Here is a 25528-nt window from a genome sequence, read left to right on the forward strand (position 1 = left end):
AATCCGCTACTTAACAAACAGCTGGCGCGGAAAATTGGCCAGTGTTTCGCAGCCATCTTCAGTAATTAAAATACTTTCGGTAATTTCCAAGCCCCACTCCTCTACCCATAGCCCCGGCATAAAGTGGAACGTCATGCCGGGTTTGAGAATGGTGTCATCAGAGGGACGTAGGCTCATGGTGCGCTCGCCCCAGTCGGGCGGGTAAGAAAGACCAATCGAGTAACCACAGCGAGCGCCGCCGCGGTCAAAGCCGTATTTATCCATCGCCGCACCCAACGCCATGGCGATATCCGCCGTGCGATTCCCCGGCTTGGCCACCGCCAGTCCGTTTTCGATGCCTTCCAGCAGAGCGGATTCCGCACGGATAAAGTCAATCGGCGGTGCCCCCAAATACACCGTGCGCGACATCGGCGCGTGGTAGCGCTTAAACACACCGGCAATCTCAAAGAAAGTGCCTTCGCCTTTGCGAAACGGCGTGTCGTCCCAGGTCAGGTGCGGCGCCGCGGCGTCTTTGCCGGTGGGCAACATGGGCACAATAGCGGGATAATCACCGCCAAAGACTTTGCCGTTCTCATCCACAAAGCCTTCAATGCCAACGCGATAAATTTCCGAGACCAGCTTGCTCTTAGGCAAACCAGGTTCAATGACTTCCAGGATACGCGTGTGCATGCCTTCGACAATTTTGGCGGCAATGCGCATGTACTCGACTTCTTGCGGCGATTTGATCGCCCGGCACCAATTCACCAGCGAATTGGCATCCATAAAGCGCGCATGGGGCAGCTCTTTAAGTAGGCTCAAATAGGCTTTGGCGGAGAAGTAGTAGTTATCCATCTCCATGCCTACCACGCCCAGATGCCAGCCGCGGTCGGGCATGATCGACTGCGCCAGATACTCCATAGGGTGCATATCCGGATTCTGCACGTAGTAATCCGGGTAGTAGGTAATATTGTCAGGGTCGATCCAGCAGGTGCGCAGGGCACCGTTGGCGTCCATGCGCCGTCCGAACCATACCGGCTCGCCTTCAAGGCCCACCAGCACACACTGATGCACATAAAACGACCAACCGTCGTAGCCGGTCAGCCAAGCCATATTGGAAGGGTCACTGACGATCAATACGTCAATGCCACGACTGGCCATTTCAGCACGCACTTTCCACAGGCGGGTAGCATACTCTTCGCGCGTGAAAGGCAGGGAAACCTGAGTCATCGGGCAACTCGCCATTAAAGATCACCAAGAACCAGCACACTGCCCACTATAGGCACGCAACGCTGGGCCACAGGATCGACCTGGCCACCACCGATCAGGCGTCGGGGTTGCATCTGCTGCAGTTGCAGCAGGCCCGCCAATGTCGTCTTAAGCCGATACTAGCACCGACCCTTGGTCAGCGGTCAAAGGCTTTATGACAAAAAGTGCATACGGCATCATTATTTGCACTAAGCAAGCTTGCAACAGCCTTGAGTGCTCACCATGATAACCTGCAGTGATAACGCTTATAGCAAGAGGGTAACGGTATGAAAATTGTCGTGCATATTGATGAGGCTGAACAGTGGCAAGCAGCACTTGCAAAAGCGTTGCCCCACGCCACAGTACTGACCAGCGAGGCACCCGCGGATGAGCGTAAAGGGGCTGACTATCTCGCCATCTGGAAAGCCCCTGCGCATTTGCTGCAAGAGCAGACCCAGTTAAAGGGCATCATCAACTTGGGCGCTGGTGTGGATTACCTACTCAAAACCCCAGGGCTGCCCAGCGATGTGCCGATTGTAAAATTGCGTGATGCGGGCATGGGCGAACTGATGGCCGATTACGTTTTATATGGCGTGCTGCACTTCTACCGCAGCATGGATCGTTACGCCACTCAGCAGCATAACGCCACTTGGCAACCGCAGGAGGTGGTGGAAAAATCCCAGTGGCCGGTGGGCGTATTAGGCCTGGGCGCGATTGGCAGCTTTGTGGCCAGTGCCCTGCAGCAGGCGGGCTTCCCGGTGCTGGGCTGGAGCCGTTCTCCCAAGCAGATCAGCGGCGTGGACTGTTTTCACGGCGATGACGGGCTAACCGAGCTGCTCGGCCAGGTGCAAAGCCTGATCACTATTCTCCCTGACACGGCCGCCACCCACCATATTCTCAACGCCGAGCGGCTGTCCCAACTGCCCCAAGGCGCTAGTGTGATTAACCCTGGTCGGGGTAGTTTGATTGATGAACAGGCGCTATTGGAAGCACTGGGCAGCGGTCACCAGCCGGGTCACCTGCGGGGTGCGCTATTGGACGTATTCCAGGAAGAGCCGCTGCCCACTGACAACCCGCTCTGGCAGCATCCTAAGGTAATCATCACACCCCATATGGCGGCGCCTACTCCGCTCAACGATGCCATCGACCAAGTGATCGCTTACTTGCATGCCTTTGAATCGGGTGAAAAACTCTCCACCATCAACCCGGAGGCAGGTTACTGACGCCACCCCCTACCCAGGCTATACTAGCGCGCTGGGAACCAAGCAGTGGCTAGAGGCTCTTAGGAAGATACCCTTTATGGAGGAAAGGCCCTTGGTCAATGTTTTCGCACGACTGCCTGGCCGCGCGCTCAGGTGTGTGGGGTTGGGTTTTGCCATTTCCTACTCAACTGGCATGGCGTTAGCAACTGAGACGTTCGAAGAGCCGCAGCCCTTTGAAGCCCCTAAGCCCTTTGAAGCACAGTACCGGCTGGAGGTTCGCGGTTGGCCTGGGGCTACCATTACCCATCGCCTCTCTAACGAAGGAAATCACTGGTTAAGCGATATGCGCTTTTCAATCACCGTGGCGCGCGGCCAGGAGTTCAGCCGTTTTTCGCTCAATGGCAATGACACCAACGCTCTGCTCTTTAGCAGCAGCTATTCGGTGCTGGGCGTGGGTGATAGCTATCAACTGAACGAAGGTGAGATCCCCACTTTAGATCGCCAAGCGGCGCTGTTTGATCTCTCCCGCCGGGCGGGACAGGAAAACTGTACACAGAGTACGCCCTGCGCGATTGAGTTTGTCGATCAAAAAGGCCGCGATGAGCACTTTCAATATTATGTTACCGACCCAGGCAGCATTGAGGTTCCCGCAGGAGAGTTTGAAGCACTGAACGTATCGCTCATTGATATCGAGAAGCCCGACCGCCTACTAACCATTAGCTTTCACCCTGACTGGCCCGGGCTGATTCTTTCAGCGGTGTATCGAAAAGAGGGTCGCCGCGAAACGCAGCTGACATTAACTAACTTCAACCCAAACGGTGGCGCGACGCCCTAAATGCTTTCCGGTTTATTGATTGTTCTACTACCGCTTTTTCTTGGCTATCTGGTTCGCGTCCGTTCCATACAGTTACAGAACCTGATCAACCGAGCGGTTAATGGCTCGGTTTACCTGATTCTGCTATTTATGGGCATAAGCCTTGCCGGGCTTGAAAACCTGACTAGCCAGCTTTCGCGCCTGGGTGGCAACGCCTTGCTGTTATTTAGCATTACCACGCTGTTTAACTTAGCCGCGCTGTGGTGGCTATCGCGCCGTTTAACGCTTAAGGCCGGTAGCTCACCAGTTGTGAAAAATGCTCCTACCAGTAAGCTGGCGGCCATGCGAGGGTCGCTGTTATTGGTCGCCGTGGTGGCTGGGGGCGTTATCCTCGGGCTGCTGCTGGGGCCACACTTAGGTGAAAGGCTTTTCAACGCCACAGACTTACTGGCCGAATGGGTACTCTACCTGCTGCTGGCACTGATCGGCTGCCAGCTGCGTAACTCCGGTATGCCTCTCAGGCAGATCTTACTTAACCGCATGGGGCTGGCGATTGCGGTGACGTTGGCAATCAGTTCGCTGCTGGCAGGCTTAGCTGCCGCCCCGCTGCTCTCATTAAGCTGGAACGAAGGCCTGGCGATGGCGTCTGGCTTTGGCTGGTACTCGCTTTCGGCCATCTTGATTGGCGACCAGCTTGGTCCGCTGATGGGCGGTGTGGCGTTCTTCAACGACCTGACCCGGGAACTGCTGGCGTTTATATTGATTCCGCTGGTGATCCACCGCCATACCGCACTGGCGATTGGTTATGGTGGCGCCACCTCCATGGACTTCACCCTGCCCGTCATTCAGCAGCACGGCGGCGTAGCCTGCGTGCCTATTGCCGTGGTCAGCGGGTTTATTCTCTCGCTGCTCTCCCCACCGCTGATTCTGTTCTTTCTTTCGCTATCGGGTTAGCGGTGACGGGCGCTCATTGGTTAGGATAAGTGGCATTGCTGGAGATATAAAAACTCTTAACACCCAGGATGCCCACTCCCCATGCTCAACGGAATTTGGTTAAGCTTCTTTATCGCGGCCTTTGCGGCCTCACTCTGGCAGTGGTTGGTTGGCGGCGATAGCGAGGTATTTGCCCGCTTGGTGCAGTCACTGTTCGATATGGCAGAAGTAAGCGTTGATATTATTCTGGTGCTGCTTGGCACCATGACGCTGTGGCTGGGGTTTCTTTCGATTGCCGAAAAGGCGGGCTTGATTCGCTTGCTAGGGCGGGTACTCGACCCGTTGTTCTGCCGCTTAATGCCAGAGGTTCCCCGCGGCCACCCTGCTATGGGGCTGATCAGTATGAACTTCGCGGCAAATATCCTGGGTCTGGATAACGCCGCCACGCCGATTGGCATCAAAGCGATGCACTCGCTGCAGAGCCTTAACCCCAGCAGTGAGACCGCCAGCAACGCGCAAATTCTGTTTCTGGTGCTTAATACCTCTTCGCTAACGTTATTGCCGGTAACCATTTTTATGTATCGCGCCCAGCAAGGCGCCGCCGACCCCACACTGGTGTTTTTACCTATTCTGCTGGCGACAACGGCCTCTAGCCTAGCTGGGCTTTTGGCGGTGGCGGTGATGCAGCGCTTAAAACTCTGGCAGCCCGTGGTGCTAGCCTATTTATTAGCTGCTGCTCTAGCGTTGGGGCTACTGATTACCACGCTGGCAGGCATGTCCGCGCAGGCGCTGGCCGCGGCCTCTACACTAGTCGGTAACCTGACGCTATTTAGCATCGTGATGATGTTTTTAGTGGTGGGGGCGTTACGGGGTGTGAGGGTGTATGACGCCTTTATTGAAGGCGCGAAAGAAGGGCTAAGCTTTACCATTACCCTGCTGCCCTACTTGATCGCCATGCTGGTGGCCGTCGGCGTGCTGCGCGCCAGCGGCGTATTGGACGCAGGCCTTAGTGGCATCCGCTGGCTAGTAGAGGGCTTTGGCTGGGACACTCGCTTTGTCGATGCGCTGCCCACCGCCTTTGTGAAGCCACTTTCCGGTAGTGGCGCCCGCGCCATGATGATTGAAACCATGGACACCTTTGGCGTCGATAGCTTTCCAGGGTTGCTCGCCGCCACTATGCAAGGCAGCACCGAGACCACTTTCTATGTATTGGCTGTCTACTTTGGCGCCGTTGGCATTACTCGCATTCGCCACGGTCTGGGCTGTGCTCTGGTAGCAGACTTCGCAGGCGTTACCACCGCTATTGCAGTGTGCTACTGGTTTTTTGGCTGACCGGCGTTAATAGGCTTTCGTTTGTAGAGCACAGCGTCTACCTTTCATATGAGTAAAAATAGGGTCTGCAGGCAGCAGATCTAGAGCTATCGTTAAGCAAAGGAAATGCGTTTAAACAGCCGTCGCTCCCGGGTGTTAACCGCTCAAGGATGAAAGGTGAAATATGGCAGGCGCCAGCACTATGTTGATTGCGCTCGCCGCTTTTTTCTGGGGAATTTCCGGAGGAATCGCGGGCATTCTGTTAGACAGCGGTTGGGATCCGGCTGTCGTGTCATTTTATCGAGGGTTTGTAGGACTTCTCTTCGCGCTTGTTTGGCTACTGTTTCAACGCAGCCATAGCGGCCTGAACAGCAGGCAGCTTTGGTTCTGGTCGGTCGTGGCAGGCCTTGGCGTGGCAGGTAACTTTACGTTCTATTTCCTTAGTATTGAGTATGGCAATGTGGCGGTCGCGGCCACCTTGATGTACTGCGCCCCTGTTTTTGTCTATCTCGTTTCATTTGCCCTCAAGCTTGAACGACCCACCGCCGCCAAGTGGCTCGCCATCGCACTAGTGATGGTGGGTGTGGTGTTGCTAACCAAACTGTATGCTATTGGCGCCAGCGACCTCTCGCTGCTGGGTGTGGGTACGGGTCTGCTTGCCGGCCTCTCTTATGCGCTGTTCATTTTTGGCTTTAAGTATGCGGCACCCCATGGCAGCCCATCCGCCGTTCTCACAATTGCCTTCACCGTATTAGCGATAGTCCTTCTACTACCAGCGGATATCCCCCAGGTGATCAGCGTTATTAACGCTCCAGAGCTGCCGCTGTTTGTGGTGTTAGGTATTCTGGGCGCGGGTCTATCGTTCTTGCTTTATGTGGTCGGCATTAAGCATGCGGCACCGGCGTTAGCTTCCATGGTGGCCATGGTGGAGCCGGTCACCGCCACTCTGTTTGGGGTAGCGGTGTTAAGCGAGAGCCTGGGTATTATTCAAATGGTAGGCATGGGGATCATATTGATAACCGTCACCGCGTTGAGTCTCTCCTCCCGTTAATGGGCTTAACGGCTACACTCACCGCGCATGGACGCGCTCAATGCCTTGCGCAGCGCTGACCCCACGAGCCCTTGCCCAATTAACACGGTGAGCTTCGCGATGGCGGCTTCCAGGGTGATATCGCTGCCGGCAATCACGCCTGCTTGGTTAAGTGCGGCACCCGTGGCGTAGGCGCCTTGCACCACCTCGCCTTGGGCACACTGGGTCACGTTAAGCAGTGCTACACCTCGCTCGTTGGCAGCCGATAAGGCGTTAAGCAGCTCGCCTTCAAAGCTAAGCGGGTTGCCAACCCCGTAGCTATACAGCACCAGCCCTTTTAGCGCTTCATCCTCCAGCAGCGCCTTGGCACGGCGCAGCGACATCCCTGGGTGCAACGGCAGTACCGCTACCGCCTCGTCGTCCACGTCAATAGGCGCAAGATTCGGTAGTCCGCTCAGCAGCGCCGAGGGCTGGAGAAAACTAATGCCAATGCCCAGCTCGGCAAGCCAGGGGAAGTTGGGTGAGTCGAAGGCATCTAAGCCTTGTGTGCGCACCTTCCGGGCCCGGTTTCCACGCAACAGCCGGTCATGAAAAGCCAGGGTGACTTCGCAAGGTGTCGCGGGGTGAGCCGCAAGCTGCAGCGCGCTGACCACATTATTCAGTGCATCGCTTCTTGGCTCACCCAATGGAATTTGAGAGCCGGTAAAGATCACCGGCTTGTTCAACGCACCGAGCATAAACGAAAGCGCGGCGGCGCTGTACGCCATGGTATCGGTGCCGTGGAGCACCACAAACGCATCGTAACGCGACCAGTGGCTTTCCAGCAGCGCCACCAGGCGATTCCAGGCCTCCGGCATTAACTCGGCGCTATCAATCAGCGGCTGCATTTCCAGCACATCAAACGCTGGCAGCCGGTAAGGATCGTCCAAAGCCAAATGCGTCGTTAGGCGTTCAGCCAGCCCCGCGCAGGGTATATAACCGTGTGGCGATGGCTGCATACCAATAGTTCCACCGGTATAGAGCATCAGTACGCGGGGCATGGGCGCTCCTCTCCTTATCAGTACAATCTAGTTAACTACTTACTTCGCAGGTGCGCCTTCCAGGCGCTGTTTTAACGCTTCAGCCTCTTCAGGCTCTAGCTCCCAGGCTTTTGGATCCAAATCGAGATCCGGATGCTGGTTAGCGTCAAAAATCGGCTGCTTGATGCCCTGCCGACGCTGCCCATCAAAGTCTTTCAAAATGCGCAGGCCACACTTGAACAGCAGAATCAGCGCGAACAGGTTAACGACCGCCAAGAGCCCCATGGTGACATCAGCAAAGCCGAACACGGTGCCCAAATCGGTAGTGGCACCCCAGCACACCAGCAGTACGATGGCCACGCGGAAGGCGTTAAAAAGGTTTTGGTTGTCGCGGCTGAAGAAGTTAAGGCTGTTCTCGCCCAGGTAGTAATTATAAAGAATCGTACTGAAGGCAAACAGCAGCAGTGCTAGGCTGACAAAGGTGCGGCCCCATTCGCCCACATGATCGGCCAGTGCTGCCTGGGTCAGGGCAATGCCCTCAACGCCAGCGCCCGCAGCAGGGTCGTATACACCGCTGAGTAGAATCAAAAACGCCGTGGCAGAACAGATAATCACGGTATCGATAAAGACTGAGAACGCCTGCACGATGCCTTGGTTAGCCGGGTGCGGTACGTAGGCCACTGCCGCCACATTGGGCGCACTACCCAGGCCCGCTTCGTTAGAGAACAGGCCACGCTTCAGGCCCATCATGATCGCCGCGCCAATACCGCCACCAATCAGCGGTTCAAGGCCGAAGGCACTCTTTACAATCAGCGCAATCACGCCAGGGATTTCCGTAATATTCATGGCGATGACCAGCAGCGCAATGGCGATATAGCTGACCGCCATAAAGGGCACCAATACCTCGGAAATACGTGCGATACGCTTAATACCGCCAAAGATAATCAGTCCCACCAGCATGGCAAGACCAATGCCGCTATACAGTACCGGCACGCCGAAAGCGTCACCGAAAGAGGTCGCCACCGAATAAGATTGCAGTGCGGTAAACGCAAAACCGAAGGTCAACAGCAGTAGTACCGAGTAGAACGCTGCCAGCCAGCGCCACTGTTTACCCAACCCTTTAACGATGTAGTACGCCGGGCCGCCGCGGTAAGTGCCGTCGCCTTCGGCTTCTTTATAGGTCTGTGCCAGGGTGCATTCCAAAAAGCTGGTGGCCATACCCATTAAGCCCACCAACCACATCCAAAAAATCGCCCCTGGGCCACCCAGCGTAATCGCCACCGCTACACCGGCGATGTTGCCGCCACCGACACGCCCGGCTACTGAAAGCACCAGCGCCTGAAACGAGCTTAAATGGCCGTGTTTATTACGCTTAAAGGCTTGGCCGGAACCAAGGATACGAAACATCTCACCGAAATAGCGAAACTGCACAAAGCTGGACGCAACGGTAAAACCGATGCCAACGCCCACCAGCAGCACTAGCAGAACCTTTCCCCATAGGAGGTCATTGAGCATATCAAGCATGTGATTCTCTCCGCGTTTTTGTATTAGCGTTATGTTGGAATTCGCGTCGTTTGCTATCGCGCTTTTGGAATTCGCGCCGCGGAGAATGTTGTACCAAGCGTGGGGCAGGATTAAATTTGGCGCAGCGATGCAGTTGTGTGCACTCACTGCATCAGTGGGTGCACCAGAGTGCATCAGGCGGGCCGTCAGATCTTCTCGGCAATGCGATGGGCTAGCTTATGAATAAAGGGGCCGCTGATAAACGCGATGATCCCCGCAGCTGGCCAAGCAAGCAGCCATGCATGCATCCAAATAGCCACAAAATCGGGATGAGCTCCGATATTCACATAAGTCACCCACGCCGACATAATCAGCGAGAGTGTGAACGACATCAGTAGCGCGAAAATAATTCTGTGTTTCATGGGGTGTCCTTAAAAGCATTATTTACCTGGGACAAGGCTATCAAACACCCATTACGGTAATATATGCCAATATATAAGAAACCATTTTACAGAATTGCAAAATGCGAAAGCCTTCTCTGGATGACCTGAACATCTTTATCGTGGCTGCCAATCAACACAGCCTTACGGCAGCGGCGGCAAAGCTAAAGATGACTATCGCCACCGTGTCGCGGCGTATTAGCGCACTGGAGGCCACGCTAGGCGTAGAACTGCTCCATCGATCCACCAAAGGGTTAACGTTAACGCCCCACGGTGAGTCCTATTATCGCGAGTGTGAAGAGCTAGTGCTCGCCCTTGATCAGCGCATATTGGATCTGGATCAGACGCTGCATAGCCTGAGCGGGCCGTTGAAGATTATGGCGCCGGTCAATCTGGGGAGCGGGCCACTAGATGCGTTTTGGCGACACTTTATTCATCGCCACCCTGACATTGCGCTGACTATCGAACTCGATAACAACGTGGTTGATATTCGCGATCACCAAGCGGATATTGCGCTTCGCTCTGGGCCACAAAAAGATTCGACGCTGATCCAGAAATACCTGGGCTATATAGAGCCGATTTTGGTGGCTTCACCGACGATGAAGCACCCTACTCCGAGCACGGTTGAGGAACTACAGGCGTGCCCCAGCGTGGCAGCAAAGATGTTTAGCGATTGGCAGCTGTTCCACCAAGAGGGTAGCCAGCACGCCTGTCATAAGAGCCATTTTCATATCAGTAACGACATGAATATTGTGCTGAACCTCACTAAATCGGGCGCAGGCGTCGCCTTAATGCCCGCCAGCATGGTGGCGAATAGCTTACAAACGGGAGAATTAATACGAGTGCTCCCTGAGTGGCAGGGACGCCACAGAGAGATCTACTTGGTATGGCCCTACCGGCGTAGCCTTTCAGCGCGGGCAAAGCTGTTTCGCAGCGAGCTAATCGAATTCCTCAGCCACCAAAACTGGTTCCACTCTGCTGGTTAGACCGCCTGTTCGCAGCAAACCGGCTGCACCAGAGCGAGCTTTACTGGCGCCGTAACGCCAGCAGAGATCTATCACCATTTTTGGATAATGCTTAGATGCCCGCTTTAGCCGCCCGAGCCGCATGGAGCTTCTTATAGCTTTCGATCAAGCGCTGGTGGCGCTCAAGGCCATCCAGCTGCATGTTGGTGGGCGTTAGGCCATGGAAGCGCACTTCCCCACTCACCGAGCCCACCACCGCGGCCATAGTGGCTTCACCGAACATGCGCTGGAAGTTGTGTAGATAGTCTTCAAGCTCTAGTTCATCATCCAGGACAATTTCCAGCACCGCGTTCACCGCCTGGTAGAACAGGCCGCGCTCGACGGTGTTGTCGTTGTACTGCAGGAACATCTGCACGCAGTCCAGTGCTTCTTCATGGCGTTGCAAAGCTAGGTAGACCAACAGCTTCAGTTCCAGAATGGTCAGTTGGCCCCACTCGGTGTTTTCATCAAACTCAATACCAATCAGCGTAATGATATCGGCGTGGTCATCCATCTGGCTCTCTTCCAGCCGCTCGACTAGGTCGGTGAGCTGGTCGTCATCCAGGCGGTGCAGATTGAGAATATCTTCGCGGTAATCTAGCGCCTTATTGGTGTTATCCCAGATCAGATCTTCGATGGGGTACACCTCGGAGTAGCCCGGCACCAGGATGCGGCACACCGGTGCGCCCAAATCTTCGTGTACCGCCATATACACTTCGGCGCCCAGCTCTTCAAAAATGCCAAATAGCGTCTCGGCTTCTTCATCATTGCTGCCGGAGAAGTCCCACTCGCTGAACTCAAAGTCAGGCTTTGCGCTAAAGAAGCGCCAGGAAACCACGCCCACCGAGTCGATAAAGTGCTCAACAAAGTTGTTGGGCTCGGAAACCGTCTGGGAGTTAAACGTCGGTAGCGGCAGATCGTTCAGGCCTTCGAAACTGCGGCCCTGCAGCAGCTCGGTCAGGCTGCGCTCCAGCGCCACTTCAAAGCTTGGGTGGGCGCCAAAGGAGGCAAACACGCCGCCGGTGCGCGGGTTCATCAAGGTGACGCACATCACCGGGAACTGCCCGCCCATGGAAGCATCTTTGACCAGCACCGGGAACCCTTGGGCTTCCAGGGCGTTAATGCCCTCTACTATGCTTGGGTATTTCGCTAACACCTCCTGCGGTACATCCGGCAGGGTTAGCTCCTGCTCAAGGATTTCCCGCTTCACCGCTCGCTCGAAAATTTCCGACAGGCACTGCACCTGGGCTTCTACCAGGGTATTGCCCGCACTCATGCCGTTGCTGAGGAACAAGTTTTCGATCAGATTCGAGGGGAAATAAACCGTTTCGCCATCAGATTGGCGCACAAAGGGCAACGACACGATACCGCGGTCTTCTCGGCCGGAGTTGGTATCAATCAGGTTGGAGCCACACAGCTCACCTTCCGGGTTGTAGATCGCCAGGCAGTGCTCGTCGAGGATCTCGGCAGGCAGCTCGTCATTCGGCCCCGGTTTGAACCACTTCTCGTTGGGGTAGTGAACAAATGCGCTATTAGCGATCTCTTCGCCTAAGAACTGATCGTTATAGAAGAAGTTACAGCTTAAGCGCTCGATAAACTCGCCCAGCGCCGAACACAGGGCGCTCTCTTTGGTCGCGCCTTTGCCATTGGTAAAGCACATAGGTGAAGCCGCATCGCGGATATGCAGCGACCAGACGTGGGGCACGATATTGCGCCAGGAAGCGATCTCGATTTTCATGCCCAGGTCGGCAAGGATCGCGCTCATATTGGCGATGGTCTGCTCTAACGGTAGGTCTTTGCCCTCGATATAGGTGCTGCCGCCTTCCGGAGCGCCCATCAATAGCGCCTGGGCGTCTTCGTCGATGTTCTCGACCACCTCGATCTGGAACTCGGGACCAGTCTGGACGACTTTCTTCACCGTACAGCGGTCAATGGATCGCAGCATGCCTTCGCGATCCTTATCCGATATATCTTCCGGCAGCTCGATCTGGATTTTGAAAATCTGCTTGTAGCGGTTTTCCGGGTCGACAATGTTGTTTTGCGACAGGCGGATATTCTCGGTGGGAATATTCCGTGCGTTGCAGTACACCTTGACGAAGTAGGCAGCGCACATGGCCGACGAAGCCAGGAAGTAGTCAAACGGCCCAGGCGCCGAGCCGTCGCCCTTATAGCGAATTGGCTGGTCAGAGATGACCGTAAAATCGTCGAACTTGGCCTCCAGGCGGAGGTTGTCGAGATAGTTAACTTTGATTTCCATGAGCGGGCGTCCGGGGTAATGAGTGTGCCTGGGCCATTAAATACTTAAGCCGGTAGGCGAATGGCAGCCATTATCCAGTTTTTCACCCGCTTCGTCTTGGGCCATCGCCCAAATCATCCACCACTCGTCGTGCGAAAACGGCAGTGCTTGCTACAGCAGCATCTTGGCGATCTCTCCAGGAGAGGAAGGAATTACTGTGCTTGCAGCATACTCTCTGCCTCGGTTTCGCTGACCCCGAGCATTAGTAAAATCTGGCGTTGTGTGGCTATCAGCACCTGCTTGCGCTCCACTTCTCCCGGCAGACTTTTGGCAATGGCGACGGCCCCTACCAGGGAAGCCAATATAACCCGGGATTTATCAGCAATCGCGTTGCGGTCATTGGCAAAAGGGAGTTGTTTCAACTTGCTCAGTGCTATTAAACGGGTTTCAAGCATCTTTTTCATACTCATATAAGACGCTTCAAACAGGGTGCGGATTTCTGTTTTTTCACTGCCTATTTCGTTAAACAGTACCGCTTCAGGCCCCGGCTTATGCTTAGCTTCCAACTCTTGGAGATTGCAGTAGTTGGCGACTAATTCGGTTAGATGCTGTAACGAAAGCGGGCCTTTTACCAGTCTAGCCGCCCGGCTGTTATCAATGGTCAGGCGAACAGACTCATTGTAAAGGGCCTCTTTTGAAGCGAAATGGGCGTAAAAGGCGCCGTGGGTCATCTTGGCTAGTTTCATGATCTGGCCAATCGATACCTTTTGAAACCCATTGCGGCTAAATAGCTCCGTCGCCGAAGCCAAAATGCGCTCTTTGGTTTTCGATTTATGGCTCTTGGGATAAGGCATATCTACCTCGTCAGCTAAATATTATCTTGATCATATAGTGCCCATTGCTAGGGTGACCATATCAATAAATTAGGAGCCACTATGCACTCACCTATCGTGATTACCGGCATGGGCATGGTCAGCCCGCTAGGCAACAGCGTCAATAAAAGTTGGCAGCGACTGGTTGACGGCCAGTCTGGCATCAGCACCATTGACCGCTTTGACACCAGCAATATCCCGATCAAAATTGCTGGGGTGGTGCCTAGCATTAACCAAGACCCCAGCGGCGGTATTGACCTGAATGAGATAGCCGACCCCAAAGAGCAGCGCAAAATGGATCTGTTCAGCCTTTATGCGTTAGCAGCAGCCCATGAGGCACTGTCACAGGCCAACTGGTTCCCCGTTGAGCAGGCTCAAAAACGCAGAACGGCCACCATTATTGGCTCTGGCATTGGCGGCTTCCCTACCATTACTCAAGCCCAAAAAACCCTTGCTGAGCGCGGCTATCGCAAACTCTCCCCCTTCACGGTGCCCGCCTTTCTGGCCAATTTGGCGGCTGGCAATCTCTCCATTCGCTATGGTTTTCAAGGCCCTCTGGGATGCCCGGTTACAGCTTGCGCGGCAGGTCTACAGGCCATTGGTGACGGTATGCGCATCATACGCAATGGAGAAGCCGATGTAGCCCTCGTCGGCGGCGCCGAGGCGTGTATTGACCCGCTTTCACTGGCCAGCTTCAACGCTCTAAAGGCCGTTTCCACAGAAGCAGACCACCCTGAACGCGCGTCCAGGCCCTTTGATAAAGCCCGTAACGGTTTTGTGATGGGAGAAGGCGCTGGCGTTATGGTGATCGAAACGCTTGAACATGCGGTCGCCCGGGGTGCAACGCCGTTAGCGGTGATCAGCGGCTACGGTACCAGCGCGGATGCCTACCACCTGACGGCAGGCCCAAAAGATGGGGCTGGCGCAGCAGCAGCGATTCAAGCAGCGCTAGGCATGGCGAACCTATCTACTGATGCTATTGACCATATCAATGCCCACGCCACCTCGACACCCGTTGGCGACCGGGCTGAAATTGCTTCATTGCGTAATGTATTCGGCGAGCGCTTGCCCGCCATCCCGATTTCGGCAACGAAAGCCGCCACAGGCCATCTCTTAGGCGCAGCAGGGGGCATCGAGAGTATTTTTTCTGTATTGGCAGCCAATACGCAGCAACTTCCGCCTACCATCAATCTTGAGCACTGCGATGATGATATGCAGGATTTAACCTTCGTCACGGCGACTCATCAGAAGCACGTCACTAAGCATGTATTGTGCAACGGATTCGGTTTTGGTGGCGTCAATGCGGCGCTTATTATTAGCAGTATCGAGCGTTAAAGAGGGAAATAAATAAACCGATCTGCCGCCAGACTATGATCGGTTTATCCAAACAATATTGTCATCCTTTCTTGCATAGAAACGATAGCGCTTCCTCAAGCAGCATTTCGGGAACTTCCTCAGCGATGTAGTGGCCGCAAGGAAGCGCCTTGCCTTCTATATCAATGGCGACTTTTTGCCATTCACTTAGGGCATCAAAGCAGGCTTCAATGGCGCCTTCCGCGCCCCACATCACTTTTAACGGGCAGGTGAGTTTTACGCCCGCATCGATATCGGCCTGATCATGCTCCAAATCGATGGTGGCGCTGGCGCGGTAGTCACCGCAAATGCCGGTAGCCGTACCGGGTAGAGCGAGACAGCGCCCGTACTCCGCCAGTGCTTCCGGAGAGAAAGGCGCCATACCGGCACTGCGGGCACCCATGACGCTTTTCAGATATTGGGCGGGATCGCTCTGGATCAGCATTTCCGGCAGCGGCTGGGGACGAATCAAGAAGAACCAGTGCCAGTAGCTGCGCGCAAAGGCCTCATTAGTGCCACGATACATGGCAAGCGTCGGGGCGATATCCAATAGCACCATGCGCTCTACGCGTTCAGCGTGGTCAACCCCTAAACGGTGGGCAACCCGCGCCCCGCGATCATGGGCTAGCACTTTAAAATGCTCAAAGCCCAGCGTGCTCATCAGTTCTGCCATATCGGCAGCCATAGCGCGCTTGGAGTAATTTAGATGCTCAGGATCATCGTCGGGTTTACTGCTGTCACCGTAGCCGCGCAGATCCGCGGCGATAACGGTGAAATGTTGGGCAAGTTCTTCTGCCACTTTGTGCCAAATCACGTGGGTCTGAGGGTGACCATGAAGCAGTAGCAGTGCCGGGCCTCTGCCACCCATTCGAAAAGCGATCTCGACGCCGTTAACGTGGCGCGTTTGTTTTTCAAACCCATGAAACATGGTGTTCTCCTGATCTGCTGGCAATGTAACTAACACAACGTAATCGCGTAACCCTTTTATAAACGCCTATATCAGTGATTCGCAATACAAGTTGATGTTAAACCCTGACCTCAGCCGCTAGCGGCTGTAACCTTTTAACTGCTGGATAAGAAAGTCTTTTAACGCTACCACGGCAGGCGTTAGTGAGAGGCGATGAGGGCACACAAGATAGAGCGGCGTTGGCTCGCTGGGAAACTCCTCCAGCATTGCCACTAGGCGACCATTGCGAAGATCTTCTTCAACGTCTAGCCGTGACTTGTAAGCAATGCCCTCGCCAGCCAATGCCCAGCGCCGCACACAATCGGCATCGTCGCTCACCCGATTGCCTTTTACGTTGATGTTGTCACTCCCGAACTTCCACTGGTTATGAACACGTTCGCCAAGCACGAAACATAGGCAGTTGTGCTGATGTAAATCGTCGGGGTAAGCAGGACTGCCATGACGCGTAATATAGTCTGGAGAGGCACATACCACGCGATAATTATCGCTTTTAAGCGGCAATGCGACGAGGCTGGAGTCTTCCGGAACGCCGTATCGCAGGGCGATTTCTACGGGTTGGCGGAACAGATCACTCACGCGGTCACTTACTCGCAGGCGTAAATGCAACTGCGGGTGCTGGGCCATAAAGGTGTCCAACCAGCCCAGCAGCACATTGCGACCCAGGTCGGAAGGCATGGCAAGACTGAGCTCTCCAGCGATCTCTTGGCGCTCGCGGTGAAGTTCTTTCTCGCCTTGGTTGAGAGCATTGAGCGCCGCTTTAGCGTGCACAAGGTAGTGTGCGCCCGCGGTGGTTAGCCGCAAACTGCGGGTAGAGCGCACCAATAGCCGCGTGCCTAGCGCATCTTCCAAACGTTTGATGGCCACACTGGCCACCGCTGGAGTAATCGCTAACTCCCGTGCAGCGGCAGAAAGGCTGCCGTGCTCGGCAGCATAGATCAGCACTTTTAGATCATCGACACGCATTAAAACCTCTGGCGCCTACTATTTTCAAAATTTATTAGAAACTGTTAGCAAGATTACCCCTCTTTTTAGCAAAACAACATCCAGGCATGATGGCGCAACCTAAACTCACGAGACTACCCATTATGAAAGCGATTGCCTTTACCCAAAGCCTGCCTATTGATCATCCTGATGCGCTTCAAGAGATTGAATTACCCACCCCAACCCCAGAAGCCCACGATATTCGTGTTGCGGTTAGCGCCATTTCCGTAAACCCCGTTGATGCCAAAGTGCGCAACAGCGCCTTGCCGAAAACCGGCGAGCCGCGAGTGCTGGGGTACGATGCTGTGGGCATTGTGGATGCCGTTGGCAGCGCCGTTACGCGTTTTCAGCCAGGTGACCGGGTGTGGTATGCGGGTAACATTGCGCGCCAAGGCTCTAACGCCGAGTTTCAACTGGTCGATGAGCGCATCGCCAGCCTAGCGCCAAAAAGCCTTTCTGACACTGAAGCTGCTGCGCTTCCATTAACCGCCATTACTGCTTGGGAACTGCTGTTTGACCGGCTAGAGCTGGGCATGCGCGATACCCAAGGCAAAAGCCTGTTGGTGATTGGCGCAGCGGGGGGCGTGGGCTCAATCCTTGTGCAACTTGCCAAACAGCTCACCGATATTACCGTCATTGGTACGGCGTCTCGGCCCGAAAGCCAATCCTGGGTGAAGTCGCTAGGCGCGGACGCCGTTATTGACCACCACCAACCACTTGATCAGGCGCTTAAAGTGGCAGGCTTTGACGGGGTGGATATGGTGATCAGCCTTAACCAAACCGATCACCACTTTGAGGCCATTGTTGAAGCCCTTAAGCCTCAAGGCAAATTGGCACTGATTGATGACCCGGAACTGATCGATGTGCGGAAGCTCAAAGTGAAAAGCCTTTCGCTGCATTGGGAGCTGATGTTTACCCGCCCGTTATTCACCACCGAAGATCTTGCCAAGCAGCACGATCTGCTCACAGAAGTGGCGGCCATGGTCGATGATGGAAGGCTAACAACCACCTTAGGCGAGGTGTTAGGCCCCATTAACGCTGAGAATCTAAAACGCGCGCACGCCCTTATTGAGAGCAACAGTACAATTGGCAAACTGGTCTTGGAAGGTTTTTAAACAAGATCGAACTCGATGGACGCAACGGCCCTGTCACGGGGCCGTTGCACTCTGAGGCGTGAACCATCACATTAGGCAGCCACGACACTTAGAGAATCGAGTCACCCAATGCATGACGATTTTGTGGCCAACCTGCGCCTGCTCTGCAGCTACTACCCGTCTATTGCTGAGGTTTGTCGGCGTTTAGCGATCAACCGTGCTCAGTTTAACCGCTACCTGAGTGGGCGCTACCGTCCCAGCCACGCGGCACTGCAACGCATTTGCCACTTTTTTGGCGTCACCACTGAGGATATCGCGCTTCCCCACCACGATTTTCGTGCCCTGGTGCAAACCGGCCAACTGAAGTCAGAAGCAACCCCAGCAGCATTGCCGTGGCCGAACGCACTGGTTCAGCGCGGCAGCGAAGGCATGGAGCGCTATATCGGCCGCTACTTTGAGCTTTATCACTCAATGTCGCGACCGGGGCTGTTAATGCGAACCTTGGTGTGCCTGGAAGCGCGGGAAGGTGGCGTAGTCTATCAGCGCACCGAGCGGATGCAGACCACGCCCGGCTCTCGACCGTGTCACAATCGCTATGTGGGCACCGCGGTGAAGCTTGCGGATCGACTCTTTTTGGTCGACCACGAAACCCTTAACGGCCATGAAATCACTCAGACGATTCTGTTTCCGAGCTTTCAGAGCCAAGTGACGCGTTTGACCGGCTTAAAAATGGGCGTGGCGGATAACAGCGAGCGCATGCCCTGCTGTGTGCGGGTGGTGTATCAGCGCCTGGATGAGCAAGTCAGCCTACGCGAAGCGCTGGCACAGTGCGGTTTAATAGCCATGGATGACCCTTCGCTCGATGATGCCCTTATCGCCGCAACCCGAAACGATGTGGCCACTGAAGAGCATCACTTCCGTGCTCGTCACTAGAGCACAAGCGAGCAGGGAAACAGGCGTTAAGGTGAAGGCACCAGCACCTGCTGAAACAAAATCGTTTCAAAGTGCACCATGGGCTCGACGGACTTCAACATTTTGGCGCGCAGAATAGCGCCCTCCCAACCGGTAAGGATAAAGCTGGCGAGCGCTTCTGGCGTGGTACGGATGGCAATATCACCTTGCGCCTGGGCGTCTTTCAGGCACTGCACGAAGCGCTGCTCCCAGCGCTGAAAGACCAGATTTAGCGCATCACGGAAGGTGTCACTCTGGCCCGAAAGCTCTTGGCCGAGGTTACCAATCAAACAGCCTGTGGCGTGATTGCATTCGTGCATATGCTCACGGCCAGCCGCGAAGTAACGCCTTAGACGTTCGAGCGGCGGCGTGTCATTATCTTCCAGCAGCGCCACCAGGGTTTCATCATAGCGGGTAGCAAAGCGTTCGATCACCGCCAGCCCGAAATCTTCTTTGCTGGAGAAATAGTGATAAAAGGAGCCTTTCGGTACACCGCAAGTTTTTAACACGGCATTAATGCCCGTCGCATTGTAGCCTTGCTGACTAATCAGCTGGGCGCCACTATCGATGAGTTTGTCACGGGTTGCATTGTTTTTCATAATCTTAAAGTAGACCAGTCAGTCTATTGTTTTCAAGTGAGAGAACCAAGTGAATAAAAGCCAAGTTAAGCTAAAACCAAACCAGCGGATGCAAGTGAAGTAGCGGTTGCATGTTATTTGCACATTGTTTGACTAATGGCTGCTTAACAATGCGAGACCCTAGCATCATACGCTTATTTTTCTGGAATTTTCGCTCCTAATGGATGACGCGCGGTAATGACTCTTTCTCGCTATTACGCTACGCATCAACATGGCCGCATTCGTTTAGGTGCCGTGGTTGCATTATTGATTCTTGTTGCCACATTGGCGCTTGCTTGGTGGATTATTACCCAACCACCTCGTATAGAGCGTACCCCACCACCGGAGCCTCTGCCTAGTATGGTAGACGTCGTCACGGTGAGCGCTAGTGCCCAGGCTCCGAACCTGTATGCTTTTGGTCGCGTTGAGGCGGAGCAGGAAACAATGCTGGCCAGCCGTGTGGCGGGCCAGTTGGAGCGTTTTGCCGACGGCGTTGTGCCCGGCCAGGTAGTCGAGCAGCAAGCGCCGGTCGCCTATATTGACCAAGCCGACTTACAGCTAGCCCTTGAAGATGCCGAGGCCCAGCTCGCCAACGCCCAGGCCCAGCTATCGCTAGAGCAGGCAGAGCAGCAGCGGGCGCGCAGCGAGTACGAATCCTTTGGCCGCCAGCTCTCTGCCGAACGTCGGGCGCTGGTACTGCGCGAACCGCAGTTGCGCCAAGCCCAGTCTCAGGTCACCCAAGCGCGGGTGGCTCGCGATCAAGCGGCGCTCAATGTGGAGCGCGCTACCCTCATCGCGCCCTGGCGAGCTATGGTGCAAGAACGCTTGGTCGGTGCTGGCAGCTTGCTCAGCCAAGGTACCGAGGTGCTGCATCTGGTGGGCGTGGAGCAATTTTGGGTGCGCGCCTCGCTCCCTGGTGAGTGGACTGAGTGGTTGGAAGCGGGCACCACAGTCACCTTAACCAGCCGCGGCTGGCCCGAAGCCGCCACACGCCAAGGGACACTGGTCTCGATGCTGCCTAGCCTTGAAGAGAATGGCCTGCAGGCTCAACTGTTGATCGCCGTTAACGACCCGCTCGCCCTAGAGACCGACGGCCCTGCCCTGCGCCTGGGTGATGTGCTGCGCGCCTCTTTCCAACCGGCTGTTCAGGAGCAGCTCATTTCTCTGCCGTCTGCGGCGCTTCGTCCAGGTGACGTAGCATGGCGGGTAGATGAAGATAACCGCCTACGCCGTACACCGGTCACGCTGGCTTATCGCGGTGAAGATGATGCGTTAATCCGTAGCGGGTTGGAAACCGGCCAGCAGGTCGTCACCGCTGGGTTGGCCCAGCCCAGAGAAGGCCAGCTCGTGCGCGTCCGCCGCCCCAAAGACACCCCGGCTCAAGCGGAAGATGAACCGGGAGATGAGTCATGAAAGTGCCACGCGGCCCATTAGCTTGGATGGTGGATCACGGCGTAGCGCCTAACTTACTGATGGTGCTGTTTATCGTCGGCGGCCTCATGGCTTCGCTGGCGATTAAAAAAGAGGTCTTCCCCGAGTTCGAAACCGAAGTTGTGCAAGTCTCTATCAGCTACCCCGGCGCCACGCCGGAAGATGTGGAACAGAGCCTGCTGCTACCGGTGGAAGCCGCGATTGCTGATGTAGAAGGCATCGACGAGCTGACCGCCACGGCCAGCGAAGGCAGCGCCAGCGTCAACGCGACACTAATTGACGGCGTGGATGTCATGCGCGCCTACCAGGATATCCAGCAGGCGGTGAACGCCATCACTACGCTCCCCAGCGCTGCCGACCCACCGCGCTTTACCCTGGCGGGGCGCTCCCGCAGCGTGTTGAGCTTGCAGGTCTACGGCCCGGTCGGCTTAGAGGCGCTGCATGACGCCGCCGAAGATGTGCGCGGCGAACTCCAAGCCACCTCGGGCATTTCCCGCGCTGAGCTTTCCGGCAACCGCGAGCGGGAGATTCAAGTTCATCTCGATGATGAGGCCATTGAGCGCTTTGGCCTCGATCATCAGGAACTGGCCAGCCGCATTGCCGAAGAGGCGCTAGACCTTGCCAGTGGCCAGCTAACGACGGCCGAAGGGGAATGGCTAATTCGCTACCAAGGACGCCGCAATAGTGCCGAAGCCTTTGCCGAGCTGCCGATTCTGACCAGCTCACAAGGAATGCCCATCACGCTTGGGGATATCGCCGAGGTCAGCGATGGCTTCGCCGAAACCGACCGCGAGGAGTTTTATAACGGCCAGCCCGGCCTATCAGTGGATGTTTATCAGATTGGCGACCAAACCCCGACCAGTATTTCGGAAGCGGTCAACGGTGAGCTTGAGCGCCTGCGTGCAGGCATGCCGGAAGGCGTCAGCCTGGATATTTCCCGCGATAGCTCAGAAGTTTATGAAGACCGCCTCAGCCTACTGTTAAAAAATGCCTGGATGGGACTAGCGCTGGTATTGGTACTTATGGCGCTGTTTTTAGAAGCACGGCTGGCATTCTGGGTCACCCTGGGCATCCCCACAGCGTTTCTCGGCGCGATGCTGTTTCTGCCCTGGATCGGCGTCTCGCTCAATATGATGTCGATGTTCGCCTTTATTATCGCCCTGGGCATCGTCGTCGATGACGCCATTATCGTCGGCGAGAATATCTACAGCTACCGTGAAGAGGGCTATTCGCTGCGCGATGCGGCAGTCAAAGGCGCCAGCGAAATTGCTACTCCGCTGACCTTCGCGATTCTTTCCAATATTGTCGCCTTCCTGCCGCTACTCTTTTTACCCGGCTTTTTGGGGCTGATTTTTGCTACCGTGCCGGTGGTGGTGGTCACGGTATTCTTGATCTCTTGGCTGGAAGCCTTGGTCATTCTGCCCGCTCACCTCGCGCATAGCCGAAAACCCCGCCAAACCCCGACGTGGCAGCGCCCCCTGGAAGCGCTGCGCCAGCGGCTTCAGGGAGGTTTACACCACTTTACCTACCGCCAGTTTGAGCCGTTCTTGCAGCGCGCCCTGAACCAACGCCTGCTGAGTATTTCGCTGGGCATCGCCATTCTGCTAATCGCGCTCTCCTGGGCGATGAGCGGGCGGTTGGGTTTCTCGCTAATGCCACGGGTCGAATCAGATCAGGTGCAGGCCACGGTCACCCTACCCATTGGCAGCAATATCAGCGTTAGCCGCGAGCTAAGCCAACAGCTGCTCGACGCCGCCGATGCCCTTAGCGAGCGCGAAGAGACCCTCAGTTTTAGCAGTTCACGCAGCCGCCTGGACGGCGAAAGCCTGGAAGTGCGGTTAGATATTGCCAGCGAAAGCCTGGAAGCGTGGCCACCCTCACGGATCGCCCGAGAGTGGCGCGATCTTACCGGTGATTTGCTCGGCGCCCAGTCGGTGCGTTTTGAAGCCGACGTCGGCGGGCCTGGTAGTGGCGCGGCGCTCAGCCTCCGACTCTCCCACCCGAATACCCAGGTACTGGAAGCCGCCGCCGAACGGCTAGCGGAAACGCTAGGTGGCTATGGCCTTACGGATATCGACAGCGGCCTGGGCGACGGCAAGCCACAGTTAGAGATGCGTCTTTCTGCCGAAGGCCGCGCCTTGGGGCTCACGGGTAATAACCTGGCCCAAGCCCTGCGAGGCCCTCTCCAGGGCGCCACGGCGCTTGAACAGTACGTAGGGCGCAGCGAAATCAGCGTTGAGGTGCGTTTGCCCAATGACAACCGCGACAGCTTGAACGAGCTTTACCGCATGCCGGTGCGCACCCCCGATGGGCTGAGTGTGCCGCTTTCCAGGGTAGCCGACATTACCATCAGCCAAGCCTCTAGCAGCCTTGAACGCATTAACGGCCGGCGGATTATTACCGTCACCGCCGACTCCGAAAGCGACCTGGCCATTAACCAAGTGCTTGCCACACTACAGGAAGAAGTGTTCCCCAATTTGGAAGCGACCTGGCCGGGGCTGGAAGTCAGCATGGGCGGTCGTCAGCAGGACACCGCCGATAACTTAGCCACGCTAAAAACCTCCATGTGGTTAATGATTGCTGCACTCTACGCCTTGCTCGCTATTCCCTTCAGAAGCTACCTACAGCCGCTGCTGGTGCTGGCCGCGATCCCCTTTGGCATTGTCGGCGCCGTCGCTGGACATATGATCATGGGCTTTGGGCTTTCGATTATCAGCCTGTTGGGGATGCTCGCCCTTTCAGGCGTGGTGATTAACGACGCCCTGGTGCTGATCGACTACGCCAACCGCAAACGCCGCGAAGGCATGGCCGCCAGGGAAGCCATTGTGGCGGCCGCCACCCGCCGCTTACGGCCGATTATGATGACCACGCTGACGACCTTTCTAGGCCTGGCGCCGATGATCTTAGAAACATCGCGGCAGGCGCGCTTTATGATTCCCATGGCAATTTCACTGGGCTTTGGCATGCTGTTCGCCACCGTGATACTGCTGATCCTGGTGCCCTGCCTCTACCTGGGCATGGAGAATGTTCGCGAACGGCTCAGCGCGCCGCGCCAGCCTGATCCAACTACAAACAAGCCTAGTCAAACAGAGGGAGCCCGCTGATGGCCTTGCTAACCGCCATACGTCAATGGCGCCCCTCCCAGTTGGGGCTCAAGCTGTTTGTGATTATTCTCAGCGTCAATATAGCGATCTCAGCCAGTATGTTTCTGGCCGTCTCCTACAGTATTGACCGCGGCTTTCTCGACTACCTCAATCAAGCCCAGGAGCGCCGCGCCACACTGCTGGCTGACGGCCTCGTGACTCGCTGGGAAACCCAGCAGAGCTGGGAGTGGCTGGAGCAGTCACCGGAGCGCTGGCCATTCATTGTTCGTTTTGAGCTAGGCCAAGAAAACCGTGACCGCCCTTCGCCACTCGGCGAGGCGCGTGATTTCACCCTGCGCGCCGCCGATGACCGCTTTGTGGTGCCGCCCAGGAGTGGTCGGGAAGGCTCGGGCAGTTGGCATTGGCTGACCCTGCGTAGCGGTGATACCCATATCGGCTCGCTGGGTTTCCGGCCTCCCCGAGAAATGATGGAGCGTATGGAGAGCCGCTTCCTGGAGCGCCAGCAACGCAATCTCGTGCTTATCGTGGTATCTCTCTGCGTTGCCTCGCTGCTACTGGCGGGCGGGCTCTCCTGGTGGCTGGGGCGACGCACCCGAGCACTGGCGGGCGCCACGCTGCGGCTTACCGAGGGCGACTATCGCACCCGGCTGCCTGAACGCGGTCGCGATGAGCTATCGCGCCTGGCACGCGACTTCAACGTATTGGCAGCAACCCTGGAAGCCAGCCGCGATGCCCGTGCACGCTGGGTGTCTGACACAGCGCACGAACTGCGCACGCCGCTGGCGGTGCTGCGCGGCGAGATCGAAGCCATGCAGGATGGCATTCGCCCGCTGAACCAGGAGAACCTTAGCTCCCTCGCCCAAGAGGTGGGGCAGCTAGAGCGCTTAGTCGCGGATTTGCGCCTGCTGTCGCAGAGCGACGCGGGCGCTCTAGATATCCAACTGGCGCCGATGGACCTGAGTGACTGCCTCGCCAGCCGCCTCGCCGACGCCGACCGCTGGTTAGTCGAAAGCGGTTTAACGCTGACCGAACAGATCGAGCCTGGCATTATGATTCGTGGCGATGCCCAGCGCCTGCGCCAGCTCTGGAACAACCTGTTGGACAACAGCTGCGCCTATACCCAGCCGCCGGGAGAGCTACGCGTCACGCTTACCGCTCAGCAGGGAATGGCCGTAGTCATCTGGGAAGACAGTACGCCAGGCGTGCCGGAAGGTGAATTAGCCCGTTTGACCGAGCGGCTCTATCGCGTTGAAGGCTCGCGCAGCCGTGCCAGTGGCGGCAGCGGTTTAGGACTCTCAATTGCCAGCGCCCTGGTTAATGCCCACGGCGCAACGCTGACGCCCTCTAGCTCAACGCTAGGTGGGCTACGCTGGACGCTACGTTTTCCGCTGTTGGCTGCTGATTAATATTTCCGGGATTAATGTCTCCAAAACTGATAGTAC

Annotated in this window: 21 protein-coding genes; 12 read left to right on the forward strand and 9 right to left on the reverse strand. The window is 56.1% G+C overall.

The features are described from left to right. Window positions 1-6 precede the first annotated feature (6 nt). Window positions 7-1206: an ectoine hydrolase DoeA gene (doeA, locus tag U738_RS21265; protein ID WP_035585204.1), complete on the reverse strand. Its 1200-nt coding sequence runs from the start codon at window positions 1204-1206 to the stop codon at window positions 7-9. A 305-nt stretch (window positions 1207-1511) separates the two neighbouring features. On the opposite strand from doeA, the gene U738_RS21270 reads away from it, so the two are divergent. The 5 genes from U738_RS21270 to U738_RS21290 all read left to right on the forward strand — a co-directional run bounded on the left by U738_RS21270 (window position 1512) and on the right by U738_RS21290 (window position 6535). Next, complete coding sequence (locus tag U738_RS21270) at window positions 1512-2447, forward strand: 2-hydroxyacid dehydrogenase (protein WP_035585206.1); 936 nt, start codon at window positions 1512-1514, stop codon at window positions 2445-2447. 172 nt (window positions 2448-2619) lie between these two features. Then, window positions 2620-3261 (forward strand): hypothetical protein, encoded by a 642-nt coding sequence (locus U738_RS21275; protein WP_081899185.1) that lies wholly within the window; start codon window positions 2620-2622, stop codon window positions 3259-3261. After that, complete coding sequence (locus U738_RS21280) at window positions 3262-4194, forward strand: lysine exporter LysO family protein (RefSeq protein WP_035585210.1); 933 nt, start codon at window positions 3262-3264, stop codon at window positions 4192-4194. An 81-nt stretch (window positions 4195-4275) separates the two neighbouring features. Continuing rightward, window positions 4276-5505: a nucleoside recognition domain-containing protein gene (locus U738_RS21285; RefSeq protein ID WP_035585212.1), complete on the forward strand. Its 1230-nt coding sequence runs from the start codon at window positions 4276-4278 to the stop codon at window positions 5503-5505. A gap of 163 nt (window positions 5506-5668) precedes the next feature. Next, window positions 5669-6535 carry a DMT family transporter gene (locus U738_RS21290; protein ID WP_035585214.1) on the forward strand — a complete coding sequence of 289 codons (867 nt, stop codon included), beginning with the start codon at window positions 5669-5671 and terminating at the stop codon, window positions 6533-6535. 5 nt (window positions 6536-6540) lie between these two features. On the opposite strand, the gene U738_RS21295 is transcribed toward U738_RS21290, so the two are convergent. The 3 genes from U738_RS21295 to U738_RS21305 form a co-directional block, all read right to left on the reverse strand. Continuing rightward, entirely contained in the window at window positions 6541-7554 is a 1014-nt protein-coding gene (locus U738_RS21295) for an asparaginase domain-containing protein (protein ID WP_035585216.1), read from the reverse strand. 39 nt (window positions 7555-7593) lie between these two features. Continuing rightward, on the reverse strand, window positions 7594-9057 hold the full coding sequence (locus U738_RS21300) for an alanine/glycine:cation symporter family protein (RefSeq protein WP_035585218.1): 1464 nt from the start codon (window positions 9055-9057) through the stop codon (window positions 7594-7596). Window positions 9058-9242: 185 nt separating this feature from the next. Continuing rightward, window positions 9243-9458 (reverse strand): DUF2798 domain-containing protein, encoded by a 216-nt coding sequence (locus U738_RS21305; protein ID WP_035585220.1) that lies wholly within the window; start codon window positions 9456-9458, stop codon window positions 9243-9245. 101 nt (window positions 9459-9559) lie between these two features. On the opposite strand from U738_RS21305, the gene U738_RS21310 reads away from it, so the two are divergent. After that, window positions 9560-10462 carry a LysR family transcriptional regulator gene (locus tag U738_RS21310; RefSeq protein ID WP_035585222.1) on the forward strand — a complete coding sequence of 301 codons (903 nt, stop codon included), beginning with the start codon at window positions 9560-9562 and terminating at the stop codon, window positions 10460-10462. Window positions 10463-10553: 91 nt separating this feature from the next. Here the strand turns inward: U738_RS21310 and U738_RS21315 are convergent, their stop codons facing one another. Together U738_RS21315 and U738_RS21320 are read right to left on the reverse strand one after the other, a co-directional pair. After that, complete coding sequence (locus U738_RS21315) at window positions 10554-12737, reverse strand: OsmC domain/YcaO domain-containing protein (protein WP_035585225.1); 2184 nt, start codon at window positions 12735-12737, stop codon at window positions 10554-10556. Window positions 12738-12928: 191 nt separating this feature from the next. Continuing rightward, window positions 12929-13570, reverse strand: coding sequence for a TetR/AcrR family transcriptional regulator (locus U738_RS21320; protein ID WP_035585227.1), 642 nt, complete (start codon window positions 13568-13570; stop codon window positions 12929-12931). A gap of 81 nt (window positions 13571-13651) precedes the next feature. On the opposite strand from U738_RS21320, the gene fabF reads away from it, so the two are divergent. Then, the gene (gene fabF / locus U738_RS21325; protein WP_035585229.1) at window positions 13652-14923 is read left to right on the forward strand and encodes a beta-ketoacyl-ACP synthase II; all 1272 of its coding nucleotides are present in this window, start codon (window positions 13652-13654) and stop codon (window positions 14921-14923) included. A 61-nt stretch (window positions 14924-14984) separates the two neighbouring features. On the opposite strand, the gene U738_RS21330 is transcribed toward fabF, so the two are convergent. Together U738_RS21330 and U738_RS21335 are read right to left on the reverse strand one after the other, a co-directional pair. Further along, entirely contained in the window at window positions 14985-15869 is an 885-nt protein-coding gene (locus U738_RS21330) for an alpha/beta fold hydrolase (protein WP_035585230.1), read from the reverse strand. A gap of 117 nt (window positions 15870-15986) precedes the next feature. Further along, window positions 15987-16871 carry a LysR family transcriptional regulator gene (locus tag U738_RS21335; RefSeq protein ID WP_035585232.1) on the reverse strand — a complete coding sequence of 295 codons (885 nt, stop codon included), beginning with the start codon at window positions 16869-16871 and terminating at the stop codon, window positions 15987-15989. Window positions 16872-16993: 122 nt separating this feature from the next. On the opposite strand from U738_RS21335, the gene U738_RS21340 reads away from it, so the two are divergent. Next, on the forward strand, window positions 16994-18004 hold the full coding sequence (locus U738_RS21340) for a zinc-binding alcohol dehydrogenase family protein (protein WP_035585234.1): 1011 nt from the start codon (window positions 16994-16996) through the stop codon (window positions 18002-18004). Window positions 18005-18112: 108 nt separating this feature from the next. Continuing rightward, window positions 18113-18916 carry a helix-turn-helix domain-containing protein gene (locus U738_RS21345; protein WP_035585236.1) on the forward strand — a complete coding sequence of 268 codons (804 nt, stop codon included), beginning with the start codon at window positions 18113-18115 and terminating at the stop codon, window positions 18914-18916. Window positions 18917-18942: 26 nt separating this feature from the next. Here the strand turns inward: U738_RS21345 and U738_RS21350 are convergent, their stop codons facing one another. Next, window positions 18943-19533: a TetR/AcrR family transcriptional regulator gene (locus tag U738_RS21350; protein ID WP_035585238.1), complete on the reverse strand. Its 591-nt coding sequence runs from the start codon at window positions 19531-19533 to the stop codon at window positions 18943-18945. A gap of 216 nt (window positions 19534-19749) precedes the next feature. Between U738_RS21350 and U738_RS21355 the strand changes: the two genes are divergently transcribed. Genes U738_RS21355 through U738_RS21365 form a run of 3 tightly spaced genes read left to right on the forward strand, consistent with a single transcriptional unit; the run spans window position 19750 to window position 25492 of the window. Continuing rightward, window positions 19750-20964 (forward strand): efflux RND transporter periplasmic adaptor subunit, encoded by a 1215-nt coding sequence (locus U738_RS21355; RefSeq protein ID WP_035585240.1) that lies wholly within the window; start codon window positions 19750-19752, stop codon window positions 20962-20964. Further along, a complete protein-coding gene (locus tag U738_RS21360) occupies window positions 20961-24086 on the forward strand; it encodes an efflux RND transporter permease subunit (protein ID WP_035585242.1) in 3126 nt (1041 codons plus the stop codon). The genes U738_RS21355 and U738_RS21360 overlap by 4 nt, the downstream gene beginning before the upstream one ends. Then, entirely contained in the window at window positions 24086-25492 is a 1407-nt protein-coding gene (locus tag U738_RS21365) for an ATP-binding protein (protein WP_035585245.1), read from the forward strand. The genes U738_RS21360 and U738_RS21365 overlap by 1 nt, the downstream gene beginning before the upstream one ends. Window positions 25493-25528 lie beyond the last annotated feature (36 nt).

Source organism: Halomonas sp. TG39a, assembly GCF_000744395.1.
In the GTDB taxonomy this organism is placed as follows: Bacteria; Pseudomonadota; Gammaproteobacteria; order Pseudomonadales; family Halomonadaceae; genus Vreelandella; species Vreelandella ventosae_B.

What these genes read in the sequence shown, in the direction of transcription:
- U738_RS21270 (WP_035585206.1), top strand. Translation starts at nt 1,512, where the DNA reads ATGAAAATTGTCGTGCATATTGATGAGGCTGAACAGTGGCAAGCAGCA.
- U738_RS21295 (WP_035585216.1), bottom strand. Translation starts at nt 7,554, where the DNA reads ATGCCCCGCGTACTGATGCTCTATACCGGTGGAACTATTGGTATGCAG.
- doeA (WP_035585204.1), bottom strand. Translation starts at nt 1,206, where the DNA reads ATGACTCAGGTTTCCCTGCCTTTCACGCGCGAAGAGTATGCTACCCGC.
- U738_RS21310 (WP_035585222.1), top strand. Translation starts at nt 9,560, where the DNA reads ATGCGAAAGCCTTCTCTGGATGACCTGAACATCTTTATCGTGGCTGCC.
- U738_RS21320 (WP_035585227.1), bottom strand. Translation starts at nt 13,570, where the DNA reads ATGCCTTATCCCAAGAGCCATAAATCGAAAACCAAAGAGCGCATTTTG.
- U738_RS21305 (WP_035585220.1), bottom strand. Translation starts at nt 9,458, where the DNA reads ATGAAACACAGAATTATTTTCGCGCTACTGATGTCGTTCACACTCTCG.
- fabF (WP_035585229.1), top strand. Translation starts at nt 13,652, where the DNA reads ATGCACTCACCTATCGTGATTACCGGCATGGGCATGGTCAGCCCGCTA.
- U738_RS21330 (WP_035585230.1), bottom strand. Translation starts at nt 15,869, where the DNA reads ATGTTTCATGGGTTTGAAAAACAAACGCGCCACGTTAACGGCGTCGAG.
- U738_RS21345 (WP_035585236.1), top strand. Translation starts at nt 18,113, where the DNA reads ATGCATGACGATTTTGTGGCCAACCTGCGCCTGCTCTGCAGCTACTAC.
- U738_RS21280 (WP_035585210.1), top strand. Translation starts at nt 3,262, where the DNA reads ATGCTTTCCGGTTTATTGATTGTTCTACTACCGCTTTTTCTTGGCTAT.
- U738_RS21275 (WP_081899185.1), top strand. Translation starts at nt 2,620, where the DNA reads ATGGCGTTAGCAACTGAGACGTTCGAAGAGCCGCAGCCCTTTGAAGCC.
- U738_RS21350 (WP_035585238.1), bottom strand. Translation starts at nt 19,533, where the DNA reads ATGAAAAACAATGCAACCCGTGACAAACTCATCGATAGTGGCGCCCAG.
- U738_RS21335 (WP_035585232.1), bottom strand. Translation starts at nt 16,871, where the DNA reads ATGCGTGTCGATGATCTAAAAGTGCTGATCTATGCTGCCGAGCACGGC.
- U738_RS21300 (WP_035585218.1), bottom strand. Translation starts at nt 9,057, where the DNA reads ATGCTTGATATGCTCAATGACCTCCTATGGGGAAAGGTTCTGCTAGTG.
- U738_RS21315 (WP_035585225.1), bottom strand. Translation starts at nt 12,737, where the DNA reads ATGGAAATCAAAGTTAACTATCTCGACAACCTCCGCCTGGAGGCCAAG.
- U738_RS21365 (WP_035585245.1), top strand. Translation starts at nt 24,086, where the DNA reads ATGGCCTTGCTAACCGCCATACGTCAATGGCGCCCCTCCCAGTTGGGG.
- U738_RS21285 (WP_035585212.1), top strand. Translation starts at nt 4,276, where the DNA reads ATGCTCAACGGAATTTGGTTAAGCTTCTTTATCGCGGCCTTTGCGGCC.
- U738_RS21340 (WP_035585234.1), top strand. Translation starts at nt 16,994, where the DNA reads ATGAAAGCGATTGCCTTTACCCAAAGCCTGCCTATTGATCATCCTGAT.
- U738_RS21290 (WP_035585214.1), top strand. Translation starts at nt 5,669, where the DNA reads ATGGCAGGCGCCAGCACTATGTTGATTGCGCTCGCCGCTTTTTTCTGG.
- U738_RS21360 (WP_035585242.1), top strand. Translation starts at nt 20,961, where the DNA reads ATGAAAGTGCCACGCGGCCCATTAGCTTGGATGGTGGATCACGGCGTA.
- U738_RS21355 (WP_035585240.1), top strand. Translation starts at nt 19,750, where the DNA reads ATGACTCTTTCTCGCTATTACGCTACGCATCAACATGGCCGCATTCGT.